17 protein-coding genes and 2 pseudogenes are annotated in these 18,230 nt (G+C 63.4%); 7 read left to right on the top strand and 12 right to left on the bottom strand.

What is annotated here, in order from left to right:
* Positions 1-13 precede the first annotated feature (13 nt).
* Genes ACIOVD_RS22555 through cpaB form a run of 4 tightly spaced genes read right to left on the bottom strand, consistent with a single transcriptional unit; the run spans position 14 to position 4,681 of the window.
* On the bottom strand, positions 14-1,288 hold the full coding sequence (locus ACIOVD_RS22555) for a CpaF family protein (protein ID WP_401130298.1): 1,275 nt from the start codon (positions 1,286-1,288) through the stop codon (positions 14-16).
* Complete coding sequence (locus ACIOVD_RS22550; RefSeq protein ID WP_095170199.1) at positions 1,285-2,481, bottom strand: pilus assembly protein; 1,197 nt, start codon at positions 2,479-2,481, stop codon at positions 1,285-1,287. The genes ACIOVD_RS22555 and ACIOVD_RS22550 overlap by 4 nt, the downstream gene beginning before the upstream one ends.
* The gene (locus tag ACIOVD_RS22545; RefSeq protein ID WP_401130295.1) at positions 2,478-3,701 is read right to left on the bottom strand and encodes a type II and III secretion system protein family protein; all 1,224 of its coding nucleotides are present in this window, start codon (positions 3,699-3,701) and stop codon (positions 2,478-2,480) included. The genes ACIOVD_RS22550 and ACIOVD_RS22545 overlap by 4 nt, the downstream gene beginning before the upstream one ends.
* Positions 3,702-3,721: 20 nt before the next feature.
* Positions 3,722-4,681 (bottom strand): Flp pilus assembly protein CpaB, encoded by a 960-nt coding sequence (cpaB, locus tag ACIOVD_RS22540; protein ID WP_401130293.1) that lies wholly within the window; start codon positions 4,679-4,681, stop codon positions 3,722-3,724.
* A gap of 329 nt (positions 4,682-5,010) precedes the next feature.
* Here cpaB and ACIOVD_RS22535 point away from each other — a divergent pair, with 329 nt between their 5' ends.
* The 3 genes from ACIOVD_RS22535 to ACIOVD_RS22525 all read left to right on the top strand — a co-directional run bounded on the left by ACIOVD_RS22535 (position 5,011) and on the right by ACIOVD_RS22525 (position 6,255).
* Positions 5,011-5,232, top strand: a complete 222-nt coding sequence (locus tag ACIOVD_RS22535; RefSeq protein WP_095170202.1) for a Flp family type IVb pilin — start codon at positions 5,011-5,013, stop codon at positions 5,230-5,232.
* A gap of 52 nt (positions 5,233-5,284) precedes the next feature.
* A complete protein-coding gene (locus ACIOVD_RS22530; protein ID WP_095170203.1) occupies positions 5,285-5,704 on the top strand; it encodes a response regulator in 420 nt (139 codons plus the stop codon).
* A 101-nt stretch (positions 5,705-5,805) separates the two neighbouring features.
* Complete coding sequence (locus ACIOVD_RS22525; protein WP_095170204.1) at positions 5,806-6,255, top strand: DMT family transporter; 450 nt, start codon at positions 5,806-5,808, stop codon at positions 6,253-6,255.
* A 4-nt stretch (positions 6,256-6,259) separates the two neighbouring features.
* Here ACIOVD_RS22525 and ACIOVD_RS22520 read toward each other — a convergent pair whose 3' ends face one another.
* On the bottom strand, positions 6,260-7,114 hold the full coding sequence (locus ACIOVD_RS22520; RefSeq protein ID WP_401130290.1) for a MaoC family dehydratase: 855 nt from the start codon (positions 7,112-7,114) through the stop codon (positions 6,260-6,262).
* A 2-nt stretch (positions 7,115-7,116) separates the two neighbouring features.
* Positions 7,117-8,469, bottom strand: a complete 1,353-nt coding sequence (locus ACIOVD_RS22515) for a 3-oxoacyl-ACP reductase (RefSeq protein ID WP_401130288.1) — start codon at positions 8,467-8,469, stop codon at positions 7,117-7,119.
* Positions 8,470-8,587: 118 nt separating this feature from the next.
* Here ACIOVD_RS22515 and ACIOVD_RS22510 point away from each other — a divergent pair, with 118 nt between their 5' ends.
* The gene (locus tag ACIOVD_RS22510; RefSeq protein ID WP_401130286.1) at positions 8,588-9,865 is read left to right on the top strand and encodes an acetyl-CoA C-acetyltransferase; all 1,278 of its coding nucleotides are present in this window, start codon (positions 8,588-8,590) and stop codon (positions 9,863-9,865) included.
* A gap of 18 nt (positions 9,866-9,883) precedes the next feature.
* On the opposite strand, the pseudogene ACIOVD_RS22505 reads toward ACIOVD_RS22510, so the two are convergent.
* Both ACIOVD_RS22505 and ACIOVD_RS22500 read right to left on the bottom strand, forming a co-directional pair.
* A pseudogene (locus tag ACIOVD_RS22505) lies at positions 9,884-10,483 on the bottom strand (methyl-accepting chemotaxis protein); the annotation flags it as partial.
* A 258-nt stretch (positions 10,484-10,741) separates the two neighbouring features.
* A pseudogene (locus ACIOVD_RS22500) lies at positions 10,742-11,668 on the bottom strand (cache domain-containing protein); the annotation flags it as partial.
* A 508-nt stretch (positions 11,669-12,176) separates the two neighbouring features.
* Between ACIOVD_RS22500 and ACIOVD_RS22495 the strand changes: the two are divergent.
* The gene (locus ACIOVD_RS22495) at positions 12,177-13,070 is read left to right on the top strand and encodes a PA4780 family RIO1-like protein kinase (RefSeq protein WP_095170209.1); all 894 of its coding nucleotides are present in this window, start codon (positions 12,177-12,179) and stop codon (positions 13,068-13,070) included.
* A gap of 54 nt (positions 13,071-13,124) precedes the next feature.
* Here the strand turns inward: ACIOVD_RS22495 and cueR are convergent, their stop codons facing one another.
* From cueR to ACIOVD_RS22480, 3 genes are all read right to left on the bottom strand, one after another.
* A complete protein-coding gene (cueR, locus tag ACIOVD_RS22490; protein ID WP_095170210.1) occupies positions 13,125-13,538 on the bottom strand; it encodes a Cu(I)-responsive transcriptional regulator in 414 nt (137 codons plus the stop codon).
* Positions 13,535-15,931 (bottom strand): heavy metal translocating P-type ATPase, encoded by a 2,397-nt coding sequence (locus ACIOVD_RS22485; protein ID WP_320333572.1) that lies wholly within the window; start codon positions 15,929-15,931, stop codon positions 13,535-13,537. Before ACIOVD_RS22485 ends, cueR begins: the two co-directional genes overlap by 4 nt.
* A gap of 108 nt (positions 15,932-16,039) precedes the next feature.
* Positions 16,040-16,417, bottom strand: a complete 378-nt coding sequence (locus ACIOVD_RS22480) for a hypothetical protein (RefSeq protein WP_095170212.1) — start codon at positions 16,415-16,417, stop codon at positions 16,040-16,042.
* Between the two features lie 146 nt (positions 16,418-16,563).
* On the opposite strand from ACIOVD_RS22480, the gene ACIOVD_RS22475 reads away from it, so the two are divergent.
* Both ACIOVD_RS22475 and ACIOVD_RS22470 read left to right on the top strand, forming a co-directional pair.
* Entirely contained in the window at positions 16,564-16,764 is a 201-nt protein-coding gene (locus ACIOVD_RS22475) for a heavy-metal-associated domain-containing protein (protein ID WP_095170213.1), read from the top strand.
* 90 nt (positions 16,765-16,854) lie between these two features.
* Positions 16,855-18,048, top strand: a complete 1,194-nt coding sequence (locus ACIOVD_RS22470; protein WP_095170214.1) for a Bcr/CflA family multidrug efflux MFS transporter — start codon at positions 16,855-16,857, stop codon at positions 18,046-18,048.
* 1 nt (position 18,049) lies between these two features.
* On the opposite strand, the gene ACIOVD_RS22465 is transcribed toward ACIOVD_RS22470, so the two are convergent.
* Positions 18,050-18,220, bottom strand: a complete 171-nt coding sequence (locus tag ACIOVD_RS22465; protein WP_174244562.1) for a hypothetical protein — start codon at positions 18,218-18,220, stop codon at positions 18,050-18,052.
* Positions 18,221-18,230: the final 10 nt, after the last annotated feature.

Here is an 18,230-nt window from a genome sequence, read left to right as displayed (position 1 = left end):
TGGCCTCGCCGGGTCAGTTGAGTGTCAGACCTGCTTCCCGGCGCAGCTTGTCGCCAGCGGGATTGAGCGCCTCGCGCAGGAAGCCGAAGCCGGTGCGGCGGTCGAGGCGGAACAGGGTGTTGGTGACGTAGATGTCATCGCGAATGCCCACCACTTCCACCACCTCGCTGACGCAGCGTCGACCGTCGGGCATGCGCGTCAACTGGATCACCACATCGAGCGCGGCGCAGATCATCTGGCGCAGCGTGCGCTCGGCGATCTGGCGGCCGGTCAGGCCCACCAGGGTCTCCAGGCGCAACAAAGCGTCCTGGGCGTTGTTGGCGTGCACGGTGCTCATCGAACCGTCGTGGCCGGTATTCATCGCGGTTAGCACGTCGAGCACTTCGACGCCGCGAATTTCCCCGAGGATGATGCGGTCCGGGCGCATCCGCAGGGCGTTGCGGATCAAGTCGCTGGCCTTGACCTCACCATGGCCCTCGGCATTCGGCGGGCGGGTTTCCAGGCGTACCACATGGGGATGGCCCAGTTGCAGTTCGGCGACGTCTTCAATGGTGACCAGGCGTTCGTGGGGGTTGATCAACTGGCTGAGGATGTTCAGCAAGGTGGTCTTGCCGGTGCCGGTACCACCACTGATGAGGATGTTGCAGCGGCGGCCGACGGCTTCCTGGAGGAACTCGAAGATGGCCTGGTCGATGGTCTGCATGGCCATCAGGTCGCTGCTTTTGAGCATGTCCTTGCGGAATTTGCGAATCGACAGGCAGGGGCCGTCCAGGGCAATCGGCGGGATGATCGCATTGACCCGGCTGCCGTCGGGCATGCGCGCATCGACCATCGGCGAGGACTCGTCCAGGCGCCGGCCCAAGGGTGCGAGAATGCGTTGCATGACCCGTTCGACATGGTGTGCATCGATGAAGCGCAGGTCACTCTGGTGCAGCACCCCATCGCGCTCGATGAACACCCGGTGCGGGCCGTTGACCAGGATCTCGGTCACGGCGGGGTCGCGCAGCAGCACTTCGAGGGGGCCGAAACCGGTCAGCTCATCGACGATTTCTTCGGCCAGGCGCTCCATTTCATAGCGGGAAACGGCCAGGTGCAGGCGGGCGATGTAGTCGGCGACCTTGTCGATGACAAACTGCGCCAGCAGTTGGCGCGAGCCTTCCAGGAGGTTTTTCCCGGACTCCTCGATGGCGTCGATGATGTAGCGGTGCAGGGCCAGTTTCAGGCCTTCGTGGTCACTGTTGCCGACCGTTGGCCGGGCCATGGCGCCAAACAGTTTTTCGCTGCTCATTTGCTGCCTCGCAGACGGTTCAGCCAACTGGCCTTGGGTTTGTCCGGGTGTTCGGAGCGCCGGGCGAGCCGTTCTCCCAGGCTGCGCAGGGCTTGGGTCAGGCCTTCGCGGGGAGCCAGTTCGAACAGGGTTACCCCTTGGTTTTTTGCGTTGAGGCGTACCTCTGGGCTGAAGGCCAGCGTGGCCATGACTTCCAGGCCAAAGCTTTTACCCAGGGTTTGCGAGTCGGGGGCAACGTTGCGCAGGTAGCGATCCACCAGCAGTTGGGCATGTTCGAGCTTCATGCCTTTTTCTCGCCACAGGTTGAGCACGGCCAGGTTGCGTCGACAGTCGAGCACGCTTTGGTCGGTGTACCACAGCAACTTGTCGCAGTGGCTGACGAAGGTACGCACCGCTTCGCTGTCGGGCTGGCCGGTGAGGTTCACCACGATGTGCTGGAAGTGTTGACGCAAGGCGCTGAGCAACATGTACAGCTCGGCGGCGCTGGTGTGCTCCAGCGGTTCATCGTTGCTGGCGTAGGCGAGGATGCGCATGCCGCTGGGTGTGCAGGTAAAGGCGCTGTCGATCAAGGTTGCATCGATACGCCGCAGGTGGCGTAGCGCGTCACCGAAGTGGAACGAGCTTTCCAGACCGAGCAAGGCCAGGCTGTCGCCGCGGGGTAAGCCCAGGTCCAGCAGCAGGGTCTGCTGGCCACTCTTTTGCACGACCAGCGCCAGGTGACTGGATAACAGCGCACCGTCGGCGTCGCTTTGGGTGCCGAACAACACGCTCAACCCTCCCAGTTGGGTGTTTGGCACCACCGGCGGCAGTCGCTTGCTCAAGCGCCGAACCAGCCCGGCGACTTCGCTGGAGCGTGAGCCGTAGGCGACAAAATCCCGTGCTCCGGCGCGCATCGCGTTGAGCACCAGTTGATTGTCCATGCCGTCGCCCAAGGCGACGATCGCCAGCATTGGCTTGGCTTCCAGGGCGCCTTCGATCAGTGCGCTCTGGGCCACCACGTGTTCGCGGTCCAGGCCGACAAACACCAGGCTGGCGAAGGTCACGTCGACCAGTGCCAGCAACTCGTCAAGGCTGCCGACGCCAGCGCTGACCACCTGGCCCAAAGGCGCCAGCGCGCCTTGCAGCCACTCAAGGTCGGTGCTGTTGCGCGTGATGGCGACAAAGGTCTGGCTCAGGCTTTGGCTCTGGCTCATTGCGATAACCCGCTGCGCTTGTCGAAATTGCCGTTTTCGAGGAAGAACATGCGATAGAAGTTCGGGTCGTAGTTGCGCAGCTTTTCACCCGGCAGGGACGGCAGTTGGGCATCGGCAGCCAGCGGTTGAACCAGGTGCGGGGTGACGATCATCAGCAGCTCGCGCTCCTCGCGGTTGATGGTCGAGTCGCGAAAGAACGCGCCGAGGATCGGGATGTCCCCCAGCCCGGGAAACTTGTTGACCTGGGAACTGTTGCGGGTGCTGATCAGGCCGCTGATGACGAAGCTTTCACCGTCGGCCAGGGAGATGCTGGTGTCGGTACGCCGGATGGTCAGCGCTGGAACCAGGGTGCCGGCGATGTTCACGGCGTTGCTGAAATCCAGCTCGCTGACTTCCGGTGCCACCTTGAGGGAAATCCGATTGCGCCCGACGATGGTCGGGGTCAGGGTCAGGCGGATCCCGAACTCCTTGTACTCGATGGACACGTTGTCGCTGCCGGAGCTGGGAACCGGAATCGGTACTTCGCCGCCGGCCAGGAAACTCGCGCTCTGGCCACTCAGTGCCACCAGGCTGGGGCGGGCCAGGGTGTAGGCAAAGCCGCTGCCTTCCAGGGCATTGATCATCACCATGGTCTTGCCGCCGATCCAGGAGAAGTTGAACTGGTCGTTGTTCACCGGCAGTCGACCCTGGACCACGCCGTCGATGGTGGGAAGTGTCCTGGGGGAGCCGAACAGGAAGTTGCCGCGGGTGCCGAAAATCGAGGCTGAAGCTTCCTTGAGCTTGGTGCGGCTGACTTCCACAAAACGAATGTCGGTCTGCACCTGGCTGGGCAGCAGCGGCTCCTCGGTGGGTTGCGCGGCGGCGCTGGTCATGGCCGCGGTGGCTTTGCCCTGGACGAACACCATGCTTTGGCGCGGCGCAGTCGAGCAGACGGTCCAGACCATCAGGCTGGTGGCGCCAGGGGCCATCCCGGTGAGCAGGAAGGCATTGCTGCCGCTGGGGTGAACGTCGGCAATTTTCGGATCACCGATCGCCAGGCGAGTAATTGCCACGGGCGATTGCAGGACCTGTTGCAATCCTTCCCCCACTTCCAGCACTGCGGGCAGTTGGTCCAGTGCACTGCAATTGCCCGACGTCGCCAGGGCGACATCGACCGGCATGCCCACCAGGAGCAGGGCACAGATCAAGCGGTGGGAGAGCAGCACGGAACGACTTTGCATAAAGATGCATCCTTGCTCGATCAGGGGGTTTGTTGGGTCACCTGGTTGCCACGGATGACCTCGATCGCGCGCCGAGGCATCGGCGTTTGTTTATTGCCGGCCGGGAGGTTTACCGAGGCTTCGCCCAGTGCCAGTTGGTTGAACTGGAATAGCTGGCGGTTGCTGGTCTGCAGGTTGGCGGCCGAATCGGGTTCGCCGGCCCAGTACTTGGCCAAGCGCTGTTCTTCGTTGCTGCGTACCGCCAGGCGCAGGGTGCCGGCCTGCGTCGCCAGCATCAGGCGGCTCAGCAATTGTTCGGGGACCGCCAGCACAATTGTGCGCGCGCCAAGCCGACGTTGATCCTGCTTGAGCTTCTCCTCGGGGCTGGCGGCGGGGGTGGCAGGCTTGCCGTCATTGGTCAGGCCGAACTGTTCGCCGACACCCAGTACGCGCATCGCCGGTATTACGATCTGTGCTGTCTGTTGCGCGTTGCTCTGGTCCTGGCGCAGGTACAGCAGGACGTCGACATAGTCGCCAGGTAGCAATTGCCCGGCAGCGCCGACTACTTCGTCCACGGCGACGGCCAGTGCACGCTCATCGGGGTGGATCATGCGCGCCAGGGGGCCGCCGGCCTCGAAGCTTTCCTGGTTCAACCAGGTGCCCGCACTCAAGGGGCGCCATGGGGTTCGGCCAATGGCCTGCTCGAGGCTGTTCAAGCTGCCAGCGGGAGCGCTGCGCAGTTGCTCCAGTGCGAGGTCGGCGGCAGTCAGCGCAGTGAACGGCGGCACATCGCGCACCAACACCACTACGGGGTGGCGAGTCTGCTCTTGGGCCTGGGCGACGGTTTTTTCCATGACGCTGGGTGTGGCGAGAGCTACGGCAGGACTGGCCGAGGGTGCAGCAGGGACAGATTGGCGACTCAAGACCAGCCCCCAATATCCGACGATGATGGCTGCGACCAAGAGAAGCCCAGCCAGGCCCATAGTGATACGACTGTTCATGACGGCTCTCCCTTTCCTGCTGCAATACCGGCTCGTTCAGGTCAACGAGATCACTTCGCAATCAGGCAGCTATGAACATTCAACGATTTGGCTATTTGAAGGTAGTGCAGCTAATCCAAAATGCCATTACGCATAACTAAATAGCCCATAAAATGAGGAAGTGCCTGTAAATACGGCCTTTTTTTTCCAACAAAGTTAGTGTTAATACTTTCTGATTAGTTGCTTCTTACACTTGTTGGGGTGGAGCTTGTTGACAATGCTCTGCTGGCAGAGAGCAATCATGTTGCAGCCCTGCTACATCAGCGCCCCGAGCGCCAAGGAGAAGTCTTATGTTCCTTCAGAAACTGATCGTTAAAACGCGTCGTTTTTTTCGTAGAACCGAGGGGGCTTCAGCGATTGAGTACGCGCTGATTGTGGCGATGGTGGCGTTGGTGGTGATTGTGTTTGTACCGGGAATCAGCGGTTCGATCACGGCAACGTTTAAAGCGGTGGAGGATGGGTTGGTCGACTCGCTTCCTGCAGCAGCAACACCACCTCCAGCCGGTGGCTGAGACAGCGGGAGTAGCCTCTTTTAGTTATTGATACAGTCAACAGGTATCACCCATGAGTGCGTCTTCTTCCCTGCGTCAACAGTTGCTTCTGGTGGACGATGAACAGGACGCGCTTTTGGAGCTTGCCGAACTGTTGGAGCTCGAAGGCTTTTGTTGTTTTACCGCAACCACGGTCAAACTTGCCTTGCAGCAGCTCACTCGCCATCCCGATATCGCGCTGGTCATCACCGACTTGCGCATGCCCGACGAAAGCGGCCTGTCGCTGATCCGTCGCCTGCGCGAACACACTGCCCGTCAGCACTTGCCGGTGATCGTCATCTCGGGTCATGCCGACATGGCCGATGTCAGCGACCTGTTGCGCTTGCAAGTGCTGGATCTGTTCCGCAAACCCATCTATCACCAACGCCTGCTGGATACCCTGGACAATCTGTTCCCACAAGCGGCTCCTGCCGGCACAGCACGCATAAGCTGAATCCGCCGCCAGAGTGCGACAGCCCCTTAACTGCCAGACACACTCAAGCCAGCTGTTTGGGGCGCTATACTGCGCACCTATTCGAGTCCTTGGAGATCTACATGCCGGCCCCCGTCTGGTGGTTACTTTGTCTGCCGTTAGTGGCAGGCGCCTTCCTGCCGCTGCAAGCCGGGATCAACGGCCAGTTGGCCAAGCAGGTTTCCAGTGTGCTGTCTGCCGCGTTGATTTCGTTTTTTGTCGGCACCATGGCGCTGTTGATGCTGGTGCTGATCCAGCGTGAAACCCCGACCCTGGCAGCGCTCAAGAGCCTGACCTGGTGGCATTGGAGCGGTGGTTTGCTGGGTGCGTTCTTCATTACCACTGCCGCGTTTGCCGGACCGCGCATCGGCGCGATGCTGTTCATGGCACTGGTCCTGGCTGGGCAACTGGGCATGGCGCTGGCGCTGGATCATTTTGGTTGGGCAGGGTTTCGCGAGGCCCCCATCAGCGCCGGCAAGATTGCCGGGCTGGTGTTGATTCTGGCGGGGGTGTTCCTGATTCGGCGCGGTTGAGCGCTCAGGCCAGCGGCTGCCAATGGCCGTGCATATGCTGCAGCGCGCCGTGGCCGTTCAGTTGCAAGTCGCCACTTGAGCCCGCCGCGCTGGCCAGCAGGATCACCTCGCTGGGCAGGCGCACCGGTTTGTTGAACTGCACCGCGATCTCCAGGTTCGAGCTGGGCAGATGCCCACTGAGCGCCGCCAGGGTGCGCGCCTTGATCCAGAGGCCGTGGGCGATCGCCTGGGGAAAACCGAAGAGCCGGGCACTCAGTGCGCTCAGGTGAATCGGGTTGTAGTCTCCCGAGACCTTGGCGTACTGCCGGCCAATGTCGGTCGGTGCCCACCAGCGGCTGACCTCGTCGATATCCTGGGTGTCCTGCGCGATCGGTTCCGGCAACTCGCCCGCAAGCTTCACGCCTTTGCACAGCATCCGGCTTTCGGCTTCCCACAGCGGCCCCAGGGCATCGTCCAGGCGGGTGATCAGGTCGAACGTCGCGCCCTTGGCGTGGGGTTGCAGGTTCTGCACGTGGACGCTGGCCCGGACTCGACTGAGCCCGCCCAGCGGTCGCAGCAGGCGAATGCGGTTGGCCAGGTGGACCAGTCCCAATAGCGGGAAGGGGAAGGCCTGGGCGGTGAGCAACTGCAATTGCAGACCGAACGCCAGCACATGGGGATAGGTCGGCGGCAGCAAGCCGTTCTCGGTAAATCCACAGACCTTGCGGTAGGCCGCCACTGCCTGGGGGTCGACGTTGAGCCAGGCGCGCAGGCCGTCATCGGGCAGGACGCTGCCGGTGATCTTGCGTCGCGTCGCGGCCCGCCAATACAGCTCGGGCAACTTTGGTGCGCCCGCTACAACCTGCCAGTTCGTCGTCATGCTCAGGCTCCCAGGACACTTTGGCCACAAACCCGCAGCGCTTGCCCGCTGACCGCGCCACTGCCGGGTTGGGCCAGCCAGGCCACGGCTTCAGCGACGTCCTGGGGCAGGCCACCCTGGCCCAGGGAGCTCATGCGCCGTCCGGCTTCGCGCAGGGCGAAGGGGATGTGTGCGGTCATCTGGGTTTCGATGAACCCCGGCGCTACGGCGTTGATGCTGATCCCGCGCTCGCCGAGCAGCGGCGCCCAGGCCTGCGCCAGGCCGATCAGCCCGGCTTTGCTGGCGGCGTAGTTGGTTTGGCCACGGTTACCGGCGATGCCACTGATCGAGGCCAGCAGGATCACCCGGCCGTGGTCCTGCAGGGTGCCGCTGTCGAGCAGGGCCTGGGTCAGCACTTGCGGGGCATTGAGGTTGACGGCCAGCACCGCATCCCAGAATTCCGGGGTCATGTTGGCCAGGGTCTTGTCGCGGGTGATGCCTGCGTTGTGCACCACGATGTCGATGCCCTGGGGCAACTGTTCGATCAGGCGTGCAGCGGCATCTTCGGCACAGATGTCCAGGGTGATGCTGTTGCCTCCCAGGCGGGCGGCGAGGGCTTCGAGATCGCTCTTGGCTGGGGGCACGTCGAGCAGCACAACCTCGGCGCCATCGCGGGCCAGGGTTTCGGCAATCGCCGCGCCGATGCCGCGCGCGGCACCGGTGACCAGGGCCCGGCGTCCCGCCAGTGGCCGGGTCCAGTCCTGGACCTGAGTGGCGCAGGCGTTGAGCCGCACTACCTGGCCGCTGACGTAGGCACTTTTCGGCGAGAGGAAAAACCGCAGCGCGCCTTCGAGTTGTTCTTCGGCACCGCTGCCGACATAGAGCAATTGCAAGGTGCCGCCGCTGCGCAACTCTTTGGCGAGGGAGCGGCTGAAACCTTCCAGGGCCCGTTGCGCACTGGCGGCGAAGGGGTCGCTGAGGCTCTGCGGAGCACGCCCGAGGATCACCACGTGGGCGCTGTGGTCGAGGTTTTTCAGCAGTGGCTGGAAGAACTCGCGCAACTGCTTGAGCTGGCCGGTTTGTAGCAGGTCGCTGGCATCGAACAGCACGGCCTTGAGCTTGGGCCCATGCCCGGGAATCCATGCCTGGGCCACCAGCGGTTCGGCGCCGTAGCTGTAGATCTGCTCGGTCAGTTTGTTGGCGAAGGCCTGGACCTTGCTGGCCAGCGGGCCGCCGCCGATCAGCAGTGCGCCGTCCACCGGCCGCAGCCGACCGGCTTCCCAGCGTTCCAGGCGGACCGGCGACGGCAGGCCAAGGGCGCCGACCACGCGGTGGCCGAGGGACGAGTTGGCGAAGTCGATATAGCGGTCTGACATGGAACGCGCTCCAGCGGTTGGGGTTCAAAGTGTGGACCACGAATCGTCATCAGTCGTTCGATCCGCGAGATAAGGCCTACGCTTGTGGGTCATGGCTTTCACAGAATAGGAGCTTTTCATGACTCAGCTGCGTCGCGTCGCGATCATCGGCGCAAATCGCATCCCCTTCGCCCGCTCCAATGGCCCCTATGCCACCGCCAGCAACCAGGCGATGCTGACGGCCGCGCTCGAGGGTCTGATCGAGCGCTACAACCTGCACGGCCTGCGCCTGGGCGAAGTGGCGGCGGGGGCGGTGCTCAAGCATTCCCGGGACTTCAACCTGACCCGCGAGTGCGTACTCGGCTCACGGCTGTCGCCGACCACCCCGGCCTACGACATTCAGCAGGCCTGCGGCACGGGGCTGGAAGCGGCGTTGCTGGTGGCGAACAAGATCGCCCTGGGACAGATCGACTGCGGTATTGCCGGCGGCGTCGACACTACGTCGGACGCGCCGATCGGGGTCAACGAAGGCCTGCGCAAGATTCTGCTGCAAGCCAATCGCGCCAAGACCACTGCCGATAAACTCAAGACCTTCCTGCAGTTGCGTCCCCGGCACTTGCTGCCCGAGCTACCGCGCAACGGCGAACCGCGCACTGGCTTGTCCATGGGCCAGCACTGCGAGTTGATGGCGCAGACCTGGAGTATTCCCCGGGCCGAACAGGATCAACTGGCGCTGGAAAGTCATCAGAAAATGGCCGCCGCCTATGCCGAAGGTTGGCACAACGACCTGATGACACCTTTCCTCGGCCTGACCCGTGACAACAACCTGCGTGGGGACCTGACCCTGGAAAAACTGGCGGCGCTCAAACCGGCTTTCGACAAGACTGGCAAGGGCACACTCACGGCGGGTAACTCGACGCCACTGACCGATGGCGCCTCCCTGGTGCTGCTGGGCAGTGAAGCCTGGGCGCAAGAGCGTGGCCTGCCAGTCCTGGCGTATTTGCGCGATGGTGAAGCGGCGGCGGTGGACTTCGTCAACGGCGCAGAGGGGCTGTTGATGGCCCCTGTGTATGCCGTACCGCGTCTGCTGGCGCGCAACGGCCTGACTCTGCAGGACTTCGACTACTACGAAATCCACGAAGCCTTCGCCGCGCAAGTGCTGTGCACCTTGAAGGCCTGGGAAGACGAGGACTACTGCAAGAGCCGCCTGGGACTCGACGAGGCATTGGGCTCGATCGACCGCAGCCGCCTCAACGTCAAAGGCAGCTCCCTGGCCGCCGGCCATCCGTTTGCGGCGACGGGTGGGCGCATCGTCGCCAACCTGGCCAAGTTGCTGGACGTAGCGGGGCAGGGCCGCGGACTGATCTCGATCTGCGCCGCCGGGGGGCAGGGAGTGACGGCAATTATCGAGCGTTAGGCACCCCCAGCCCTTTGATCAGGTGCGGAACCTTCGCACCAAGCCATCCAGCTCATTGGACAACCCGGCCAGGCTCTGGGAGTCCAGGCGTGCCGAGTTCGCCAGTTCCGCCACCAGTTGCGCATCGCCATGGATCTGGCTGATGTGCCGGTTGATGTCTTCGGCGACCTGGTGTTGTTCCTCGGCGGCGGTGGCGATCTGGGTGTTCATGTCGCGGATCACGTCCACCGATTCGCGGATCTGCCCGAAGCTGTTGCGTGCCTCACCAATGCGGCTTACCGACTGCTGCGAGACTTGCAGGCTCGCGTGCATTTGCTGGGTCACCTGGCTGGTGCGTTTGGCCAGGTTGCCCAGCAGGCCGTCGATTTCCGCCGTGGAGTCGGCGGTGCGTTTGGCCAGGGCGCGGACTTCGTCGGCCACCACGGCAAAGCCGCGACCCTGTTCACCGGCGCGTGCCGCTTCGATGGCCGCGTTCAGGGCCAGCAGGTTGGTCTGCTCGGCGATGGAGCGAATGGTGCCGAGAATCGACTGGATGTCATTGCTGTCGCGTTCCAGCTGTTGCATCGATAACGCTGATTGCTCGATTTCCTGGCTCAAACGGTCGACGCTGCTTACGGCGGCGTCGATCTGCTGCTGGCCTTCATGGGCCTGGCGTTGACCGTTGTCCGCGGAATCGGCGGCCTGGCTGCACGAGCGGGCGACTTCGTTGGCGGTGGCGACCATTTCATGGAATGCCGTGGACACCATGTCCACCGCTTCGCGCTGGCGCCCGGCGGCTTCGGCCATCTCGCCGGACACTTGGGTGGCGTTGTGGGAGTTGGCGAGGATCTTGGTCGCGGCGCCGCCGATGTGCTGGATCAGGCTGCGAATCGCTGCCAGGAACTGGTTGAACCAACTGGCCAGTTGCGCGGTTTCGTCGCTGCCACGGACCTGCAGGTTCTGGGTCAGGTCGCCTTCACCTTGCGCGATGCCTTCCAGGCCACTGGCGACACTGCGGATCGGCCGTACGATCAGGCTGGCGAAACTGGCCCCGACCACGGCGAAGATCGCCGCCAGGACTGCGGCGATGATTGCGATCAGCCAGGTCAACTGGGTGGCCTCGCTCATGACGTCGGCTTGCTTGATCAGGCCGATGAACGTCCAGCCCAGTTGCTCCGACGGCCAGACGTTGGCCATGTAGCGCTCGCCGTTCAGTTCGACTTCCACCAGGCCCTTGCCGGCCTTGGCCAGTTGCGCGTAACCCTCGCCCAGGGAGTTCAACGGCTTGAAGTTGTGTTCGGGCCGTTGCGGGTCGACCAGCACGGTGCCGTTGTTTTCCATCAGCATCAGGTAGCCGGTTTCGCCGAGCTTGATCTGTTTGACCAGTTCGGTGAGCTGGGTCAGCGTCACGTCGATACTGACCACGCCACCGTTGGGCCCCAACTGGTTATCGAGGGTGCGCACGGTGCTGACGTAGGTGGTGTTGTTATCGGTCCAGTAATAGGCCGCGGTGCGCAGCGGTTTGCCCGGGTTGGCCTGGGCGGCCTTGTACCAGGGACGCTGGCGCGGGTCGTAGTTGGTCAGTTGGGCGTCATCGGGCCAGGACACGTAGCCGCCGGCGCTGGTACCGACGATGGCATAGGCGTAGGCCGGGTGACTGTTGCCCAGGTTCTGCAGGAGGGCGAACACTTGCTTGTCCATCTCGCCCTGCGGGATGTCCGCCGCGTTGGCAGCCATGTAGGTCTTGAGGCTGGCGTCGGTGTTCTTGATCAGCGGCAGCGAGGCCAGGTAGTCGACGTTCTGGCTGATGCCGTCGAAAAACATTTGCATGGCGTTGCTGACCTGGCGGATCTCGCGACCGCTGCTGTCGACAAAGCTGTCCTTGGCATCACTGCGCAGGTTCATCACCACCAGTGTGGCAACCAGGACCACGGGCAAGCAGGCAATGATTGCAAATGCCCAGGTCAGTTTTTGTTTGATGTTCATCCGCGCTCCAGAATTGTTCTTATTGGCCGATTGTCAGACAAATCCTTTTGTCATGGATGACTTCGGCCGCTGGAGGGGGAAATTGAGGTTTTATTGGAAAAAAACCTACATGGTGCTGGCTCTTGGATTGCGCACTCTGTCGCAAATGCCTGCTAATCCGGCTGCTAACCTAAGTCAGAGTCTGAGCTATGATCTGCCCCGGTCCTCAGGATTGAGTGGGTAAATCTGGCACATTGAGTGCATCCACAGGGTTCATAGGTCGGCAACCCCTCCCCGCCGTGAGTGGATTGCCGTATAACGAATGACTTTCGCGTGTTTGGTAATAAAGGACCCACAATAAAAGCTGATGAAGACTCCAAAACGCATTGAACCCCTGATCGAGGACGGTCTGGTCGACGAGGTGCTGCGCCCACTCATGAGTGGTAAAGAAGCAGCTGTTTATGTGGTGCGCTGCGGCAACGAATTACGTTGCGCCAAGGTTTACAAGGAGGCGAATAAACGCAGTTTCCGCCAGGCCGCCGAATACCAGGAAGGCCGCAAGGTGCGCAACAGCCGACAGGCCCGGGCCATGGCCAAGGGCTCCAAGTTCGGTAAAAAAGAAACCGAGGATGCCTGGCAGAACGCCGAAGTGGCGGCGTTGTTCCGCCTGGCCGGTGCCGGGGTACGGGTGCCCAAGCCGTTCGACTTCCTGGAAGGCGTGCTGCTGATGGAGCTGGTGGCCGACGAGTTCGGCGATGCCGCTCCGCGCCTGAACGACGTGGTACTGGATGCCGATCAGGCGCGTGAATATCACGCCTTCCTGATTTCCCAGATCGTACTGATGTTGTGTACCGGTCTGGTGCACGGTGACCTGTCGGAGTTCAACGTGCTGCTGACGCCGGACGGTCCGGTGATCATCGACCTGCCGCAAGCGGTGGATGCGGCGGGCAACAACCACGCCTTCAGCATGCTCGAGCGGGATGTGGGCAACATGGCCTCGTACTTCGGGCGCTTTGCCCCGGAGCTCAAGCGCACCCGCTACGCCAAGGAGATGTGGGCCCTGTACGAAGCCGGGACCTTGCACCCGGCCAGTATCCTGACCGGCGAGTTCGACGAGCCGGAAGAACTGGCGGACGTCGGCGGCATCATGCGTGAGATCGAGGCCGCCCGCCTGGACGAGGAGCGCCGCCAGGCGATCCGCGCCGCAGACGACGCGCCACCGAGCAAAGCCGAAGAGCCGCCTCCGCCCTGGATGCAGTAATCGCGAGCAGCAAAAACCCGGCCTCGGCCGGGTTTTTTTTGGGTGCCTACAGGGTCAGCTATGAGCGGGTTTGGCGCAGCAGCCCGACGCCAGTTCCTTGAGGATCGGGCAGTCCGGGCGGTGATCGCCCTGGCAGTGCTCCACCAGGTCCTGCAGGGTGTCGCGCAACTGGCCCAGCTCAAGGATTTTCTGGTTCAGCTCGTCGATGTGCTGGCGGGCCAGGGCCTTGACGTCGGCGCTGGCCCGTTGGCGATCCTGCCACAGGGCCAACAGCTTGCCGACTTCCTCCAGCGAGAAGCCCAGGTCACGGGAGCGCTTGATGAAGGCCAGGCTGTGCAGGTCCTGCTCGCCATACAGACGGTAGCCACTGTCGGTGCGGTGCGCCGGCTTGAGCAGGCCGATCGACTCGTAGTAACGAATCATCTTGGCGCTCAGGCCACTTTGCCGGGCGGCTTGGCCAATGTTCATTCCAGATCCTCCAGTTTTTTCGGCTTCCAGGTCTTGAGCAGCAGGGCGTTGCTGACCACGCTGACGCTGGACAGGGCCATCGCCGCACCGGCCATGACCGGGTTGAGCAAGCCGAATGCGGCCAGCGGGATCCCGATCAGGTTATAGACGAAGGCCCAGAACAGGTTCTGGCGGATCTTCGCATAGGTCTTGCGGCTGATCTCCAGCGCTGCCGGCACCAGCCGAGGGTCGCCGCGCATCAGGGTGATGCCGGCCGCGTGCATGGCCACGTCGGTGCCGCCGCCCATGGCTATGCCGATGTCTGCCGCCGCCAGTGCCGGAGCGTCGTTGATGCCGTCGCCGACCATCGCCACCACCCCGGTTTTCTTCAGTTCGGTGACGGTCGAGGCTTTTTCCGCGGGGAGCACTTCGGCGTGCACGTTGCTGATGCCCAGGGCTTGGGCGACCACCTTGGCGCTACCCCGGTTGTCGCCCGTCAGCAGGTGGCTGCCGATGTGCTGGCTGTTCAGTTCCTCAATGGCTTGCAGGGCGCCGGGCTTGAGGGTGTCGCCAAAGGCGAACAGGCCCAGTACTCGCAACTCGGGGCTTTGTTCGATCAGCCAGGACAGGGTCCGGCCTTCTGCTTCCCAGGCCGTGGCCGAGTCTGCCAGGGCCCCGGCGTTCAAGCCGCTTTCCTCGAGCATGCGGCGATTACCCAGGGCCAATTGCCGGCCGTCCAGGGTGCCGGCAATGCCGCGACCGGTCAGAGACTGGCTGGCAGTGACGTCGGCCACGGCCAGCTCACGTTCGGCGCAGGCGTCCAGCACGGCCTTGGCCAGCGGGTGTTCACTGCCGCGCTGCAGGGCGCCGGCTTGTTGCAACAGCGTCGCTTCGTTGCCGTCGACGGCGCTGAAGTGGGCGATGCGCGGGGTGCCGGAGGTCAGCGTGCCGGTCTTGTCGAATACCACCACACTGACTTCGTGGGCGCGCTCCAGGGCTTCGGCGTCCTTGATCAGAATGCCGTGGCGGGCAGCGACGCCGGTACCGGCCATGATCGCGGTAGGTGTGGCCAGGCCCAGTGCACAAGGACAGGCGATCACCAGCACGGCCACTGCGTTGATGACTGCGGTTTCCAGAGGTGCACCGTACAACCACCAACCGATCAGGGTGGCCAGGGCCAGCAGCAGCACCACCGGCACGAACACCTGGCTGACCTTGTCCACCAGCTTTTGAATGGGCGCCTTGCCAGCCTGGGCGTCTTCGACCAGGCGGATGATCCGCGCCAGCACGGTTTCCGCCCCGAGGGCCAGGGTCCGTACCAGCAGGCGGCCTTCGCCGTTGATGGCGCCGCCGGTGACGCTGTCGCCGGGCTGCTTGGGCACCGGCAGGCTTTCACCGCTGATCAGGGCTTCGTCGGCGTGGCTCTGGCCTTCGACCACCTCACCGTCCACCGGGAACCGTTCGCCGGGCTTGACCAGCACCAGGTCACCGAGGCGCAAGGCACTGATGGCAACGTCCTGTTCGCGGCCGTCGATCACCTGGATCGCCCGCTCCGGACGCAAGGCTTCAAGGGCCCGAATGGCGCTGGCGGTCTGGCGTTTGGCGCGGCTTTCCAGGTACTTGCCGAGCAGGACCAGGGCGATCACTACGGCTGAGGCCTCGAAGTACAGGTGCGGTTCGGTGCCCGCGCTGGCGGTCGCCCACAGGTAGATGCTCAAGCCATACCCGGCGCTGGTGCCCAGGGCGACCAGCAAGTCCATGTTGCCGGCACCGGCGCGCACGGCTTTCCAGGCGGCGACATAAAAACGCGCACCGAAGATGAACTGCACCGGAGTGGCCAGGATGAACTGCACCCAGGCCGGGAGCATCCAGTGCAGGCCGAAGGGTTGCACCAGCATCGGCAGCACCAGTGGCAACGCCAGGAGCACGGCCAGCAGGACGCTCCAGCGCTCACGTTGCAGGCGCTGTTGCTGGTCGTCATTGGAGCGTTGCTCGGCTTGCCAGACGCTGGCGCTGTAACCGGCCTTGGTCACCGCATTGATCAGCACCTGCGGGTCGATCTGGCCGAGCAACTCCAGGTGTGCCCGCTCGCTGGCCAGGTTGACGCTGACGCTCTTGACCCCGGCCACCTTGTTCAACGCGCGCTCGACGCGACCGGCGCACGAGGCGCACGTCATGCCGCCGATGCTCAGTTCCAGGCTCTGGGCGGGAACGCTGTAGCCGGCTTGCTGCACGGCCTGCATCAAGGCCGGCAAGCTGTCGCGCGGGGCCTGGACACGCGCCTGTTCGGTCGCCAGGTTGACGCTGACAGAGGTGGCGCCCACGACTTTACTCAGCGCCCGCTCGACACGCCCGGCGCAACTGGCGCAGGTCATGCCAGCAATCGGCAGATCGAAGGTGGTGGAATCGGACATCGGTCTTACTCCCTGTAGAAATGACCTACAGGTTCAACCTTGCCATGCTGGCAAGGTCAAGCGCCATGTGCAAAACGCCACACCCCACAGGTCGGCGGGTAGCGGGAGTCAATAACCCAATGTCGCCGGCTTCAGGTACATGCCCTGGGCGTTCATGGCGACGCGGTACTTGTGGATATCTCCGGCGCGCAGGGTGATGTTCTGCGAACCGGGCGCGAGCATCCCGGGGTTGCAGCCGGGCACTTGGCCAGGCAGCAGTTTCAGGCGCAGGGAGAAGGTCCCGGGCGGCAGGTTGAACGAGGTGCTTTGCTCCTGGAACAGCCGCGCGGACAGCTGGTCCTGGATGTACACGCCGATTTCGCACGAGGTCGCGACTTCCAGGCGCTCGCGCGAAATGATCAGTACCCCGTAGTCTTGCGCACTGGCCGGCGAGGCGGCGGCGCAAAGACTGAGCATGCCCAGTAGGCTGAAAGCGTGCCAGCGCATGGCTGAGTCTCCTGCTTGTATGTCATGGATGGCCAAGCTTGACCGAGCATGCGGTGCAATGCCAGCCCGGCCGTTCATCGCGGAACTTGACCTTGCCACGGTGGCAAGCTCAAGACTGCTGCCAACCCCATCAAAGGAGATGCCCCATGCAAGTATTCAACGTTCAAGGTATGTCGTGCGGTCACTGTGTCCGCACGATTACCCAGGCCCTGCAGGCCAAGGATCCGGCGGCCAGTGTGCGGGTCGACCTGGCGGCAAAGGAAGTGGGTGTGGAAAGCGGCTTGTCGGCCGAGCAGGTGATCAGTGCGATCAGCGAGGAAGGGTACGCGGTCAAACTGGCAGGATGAAAAATATTAGTTAGCGACCTATCGGAATGTTCAAGGCGTCCAAGCGCGGCTAGACTGTCGGGCTGCCGACTGATGTGAGCTGGACGCCTGATGAATTTCCGTACCATTCTGATTCTTGGCGCCTTGAGCGCTTTTGGGCCGCTGGCCATCGATTTCTACCTGCCCGCCTTTCCGGCCATGGCCGCCGCGTTCGGCACCGACGAAAAACACGTGCAGATGACTCTGGCCGCGTACTTCCTCGGCTTGTCGCTGGGACAGTTGGCCTATGGGCCGGTGGCCGATCGTTTCGGTCGACGTATTCCGCTGCTGGTGGGCGTGACCCTGTTCACCCTGGCTTCGCTGGCGTGTGCCTTCGCGCCGAGCCTGGATTGGTTGATCGCCGCACGTTTCGTGCAGGCCCTCGGCGGTTGCGCCGGGATGGTGATTTCCCGTGCGGTGGTCAGTGACAAGTGTGATGCAGTGGGCTCGGCGAAAGTCTTTTCGCAATTGATGCTGGTGATGGGCCTGGCCCCGATCCTCGCGCCGATGCTCGGGGGGCTGCTGGTCAACCTGCATGGCTGGCAGTCGATCTTCATCGCCTTGACCGCGTTCAGTGCCCTGTCAGCCCTGGCGGTGGCAATGGGCCTGCCGGAAAGTCTGCCGGCCAACCAACCACGCCAGCCATTGTCCGGCGCGCTGCGCCAGTACGGTCGGTTGCTCGCGGACAAGGTCTTCCTTGGGCACGCCCTGACCGGGGGCGTTGCGATCGCCGGGATGTTTGCCTACATCGCCGGCTCACCCTTCGTGTTCATCAAGCTGTACGGCGTACCGCCGGAGCATTTCGGCTGGCTGTTCGGCCTCAACGCGGCGGGTTTCATCCTGGTGGCGCAACTCAATGCACGCTTGCTGTCCAAGCGTGGGCCGGCGTTCCTGCTGGCGCGCGCGGTGTGGGTCTATCTGGCGGCGGGCCTGACCCTGCTGGCGGTCAGCACGCTGCACACCGAGCAGCTCTGGCCCTTGCTGATTCCGCTGTTCATTTGTATTGCCAGCCTTGGCTGCATCATTCCCAACGCCGCGGCCTGCGCCATGAACGGGCAGGGCGCGCGCGCCGGCAGTGCCTCGGCCATGCTCGGCTGCCTGCAGTTCAGTGTCGCCGCCGGGGCAGCGGCGTTGGTGGGGGTGTTGCACGACGGCACGGCCATGCCGATGGCGATGGTCATCAGCCTGTGCGGGATACTGGTGGTGAGCGTCGCGATGCTCACCCGTCGCCTGCAAGTCGTCCGGGCGGCGCAGGCCCAGGCTTGAGTCAGCCGGCCGCTCGTTGCTGGGGTTCAGGGAGGTAATGGGGGGCGTGCAAGCGGGCCTCGAGGGTCGAGGTAAAAGCCCGGGCTTCGGCTTCGGAGCGGAAGTTCACGGTCTGATTGTCCAGGCGTACTTGCCAGCGGGATTTTGCCAGTTCTTTTATCAGGATCTTCATTGCTGACCTC

Origin of the sequence: Pseudomonas sp. NPDC087626, from assembly GCF_044743405.1 — a bacterium.
Taxonomy (GTDB): domain Bacteria; phylum Pseudomonadota; class Gammaproteobacteria; order Pseudomonadales; family Pseudomonadaceae; genus Aquipseudomonas.
This window is presented reverse-complemented; position numbering and strand designations above follow the sequence as displayed.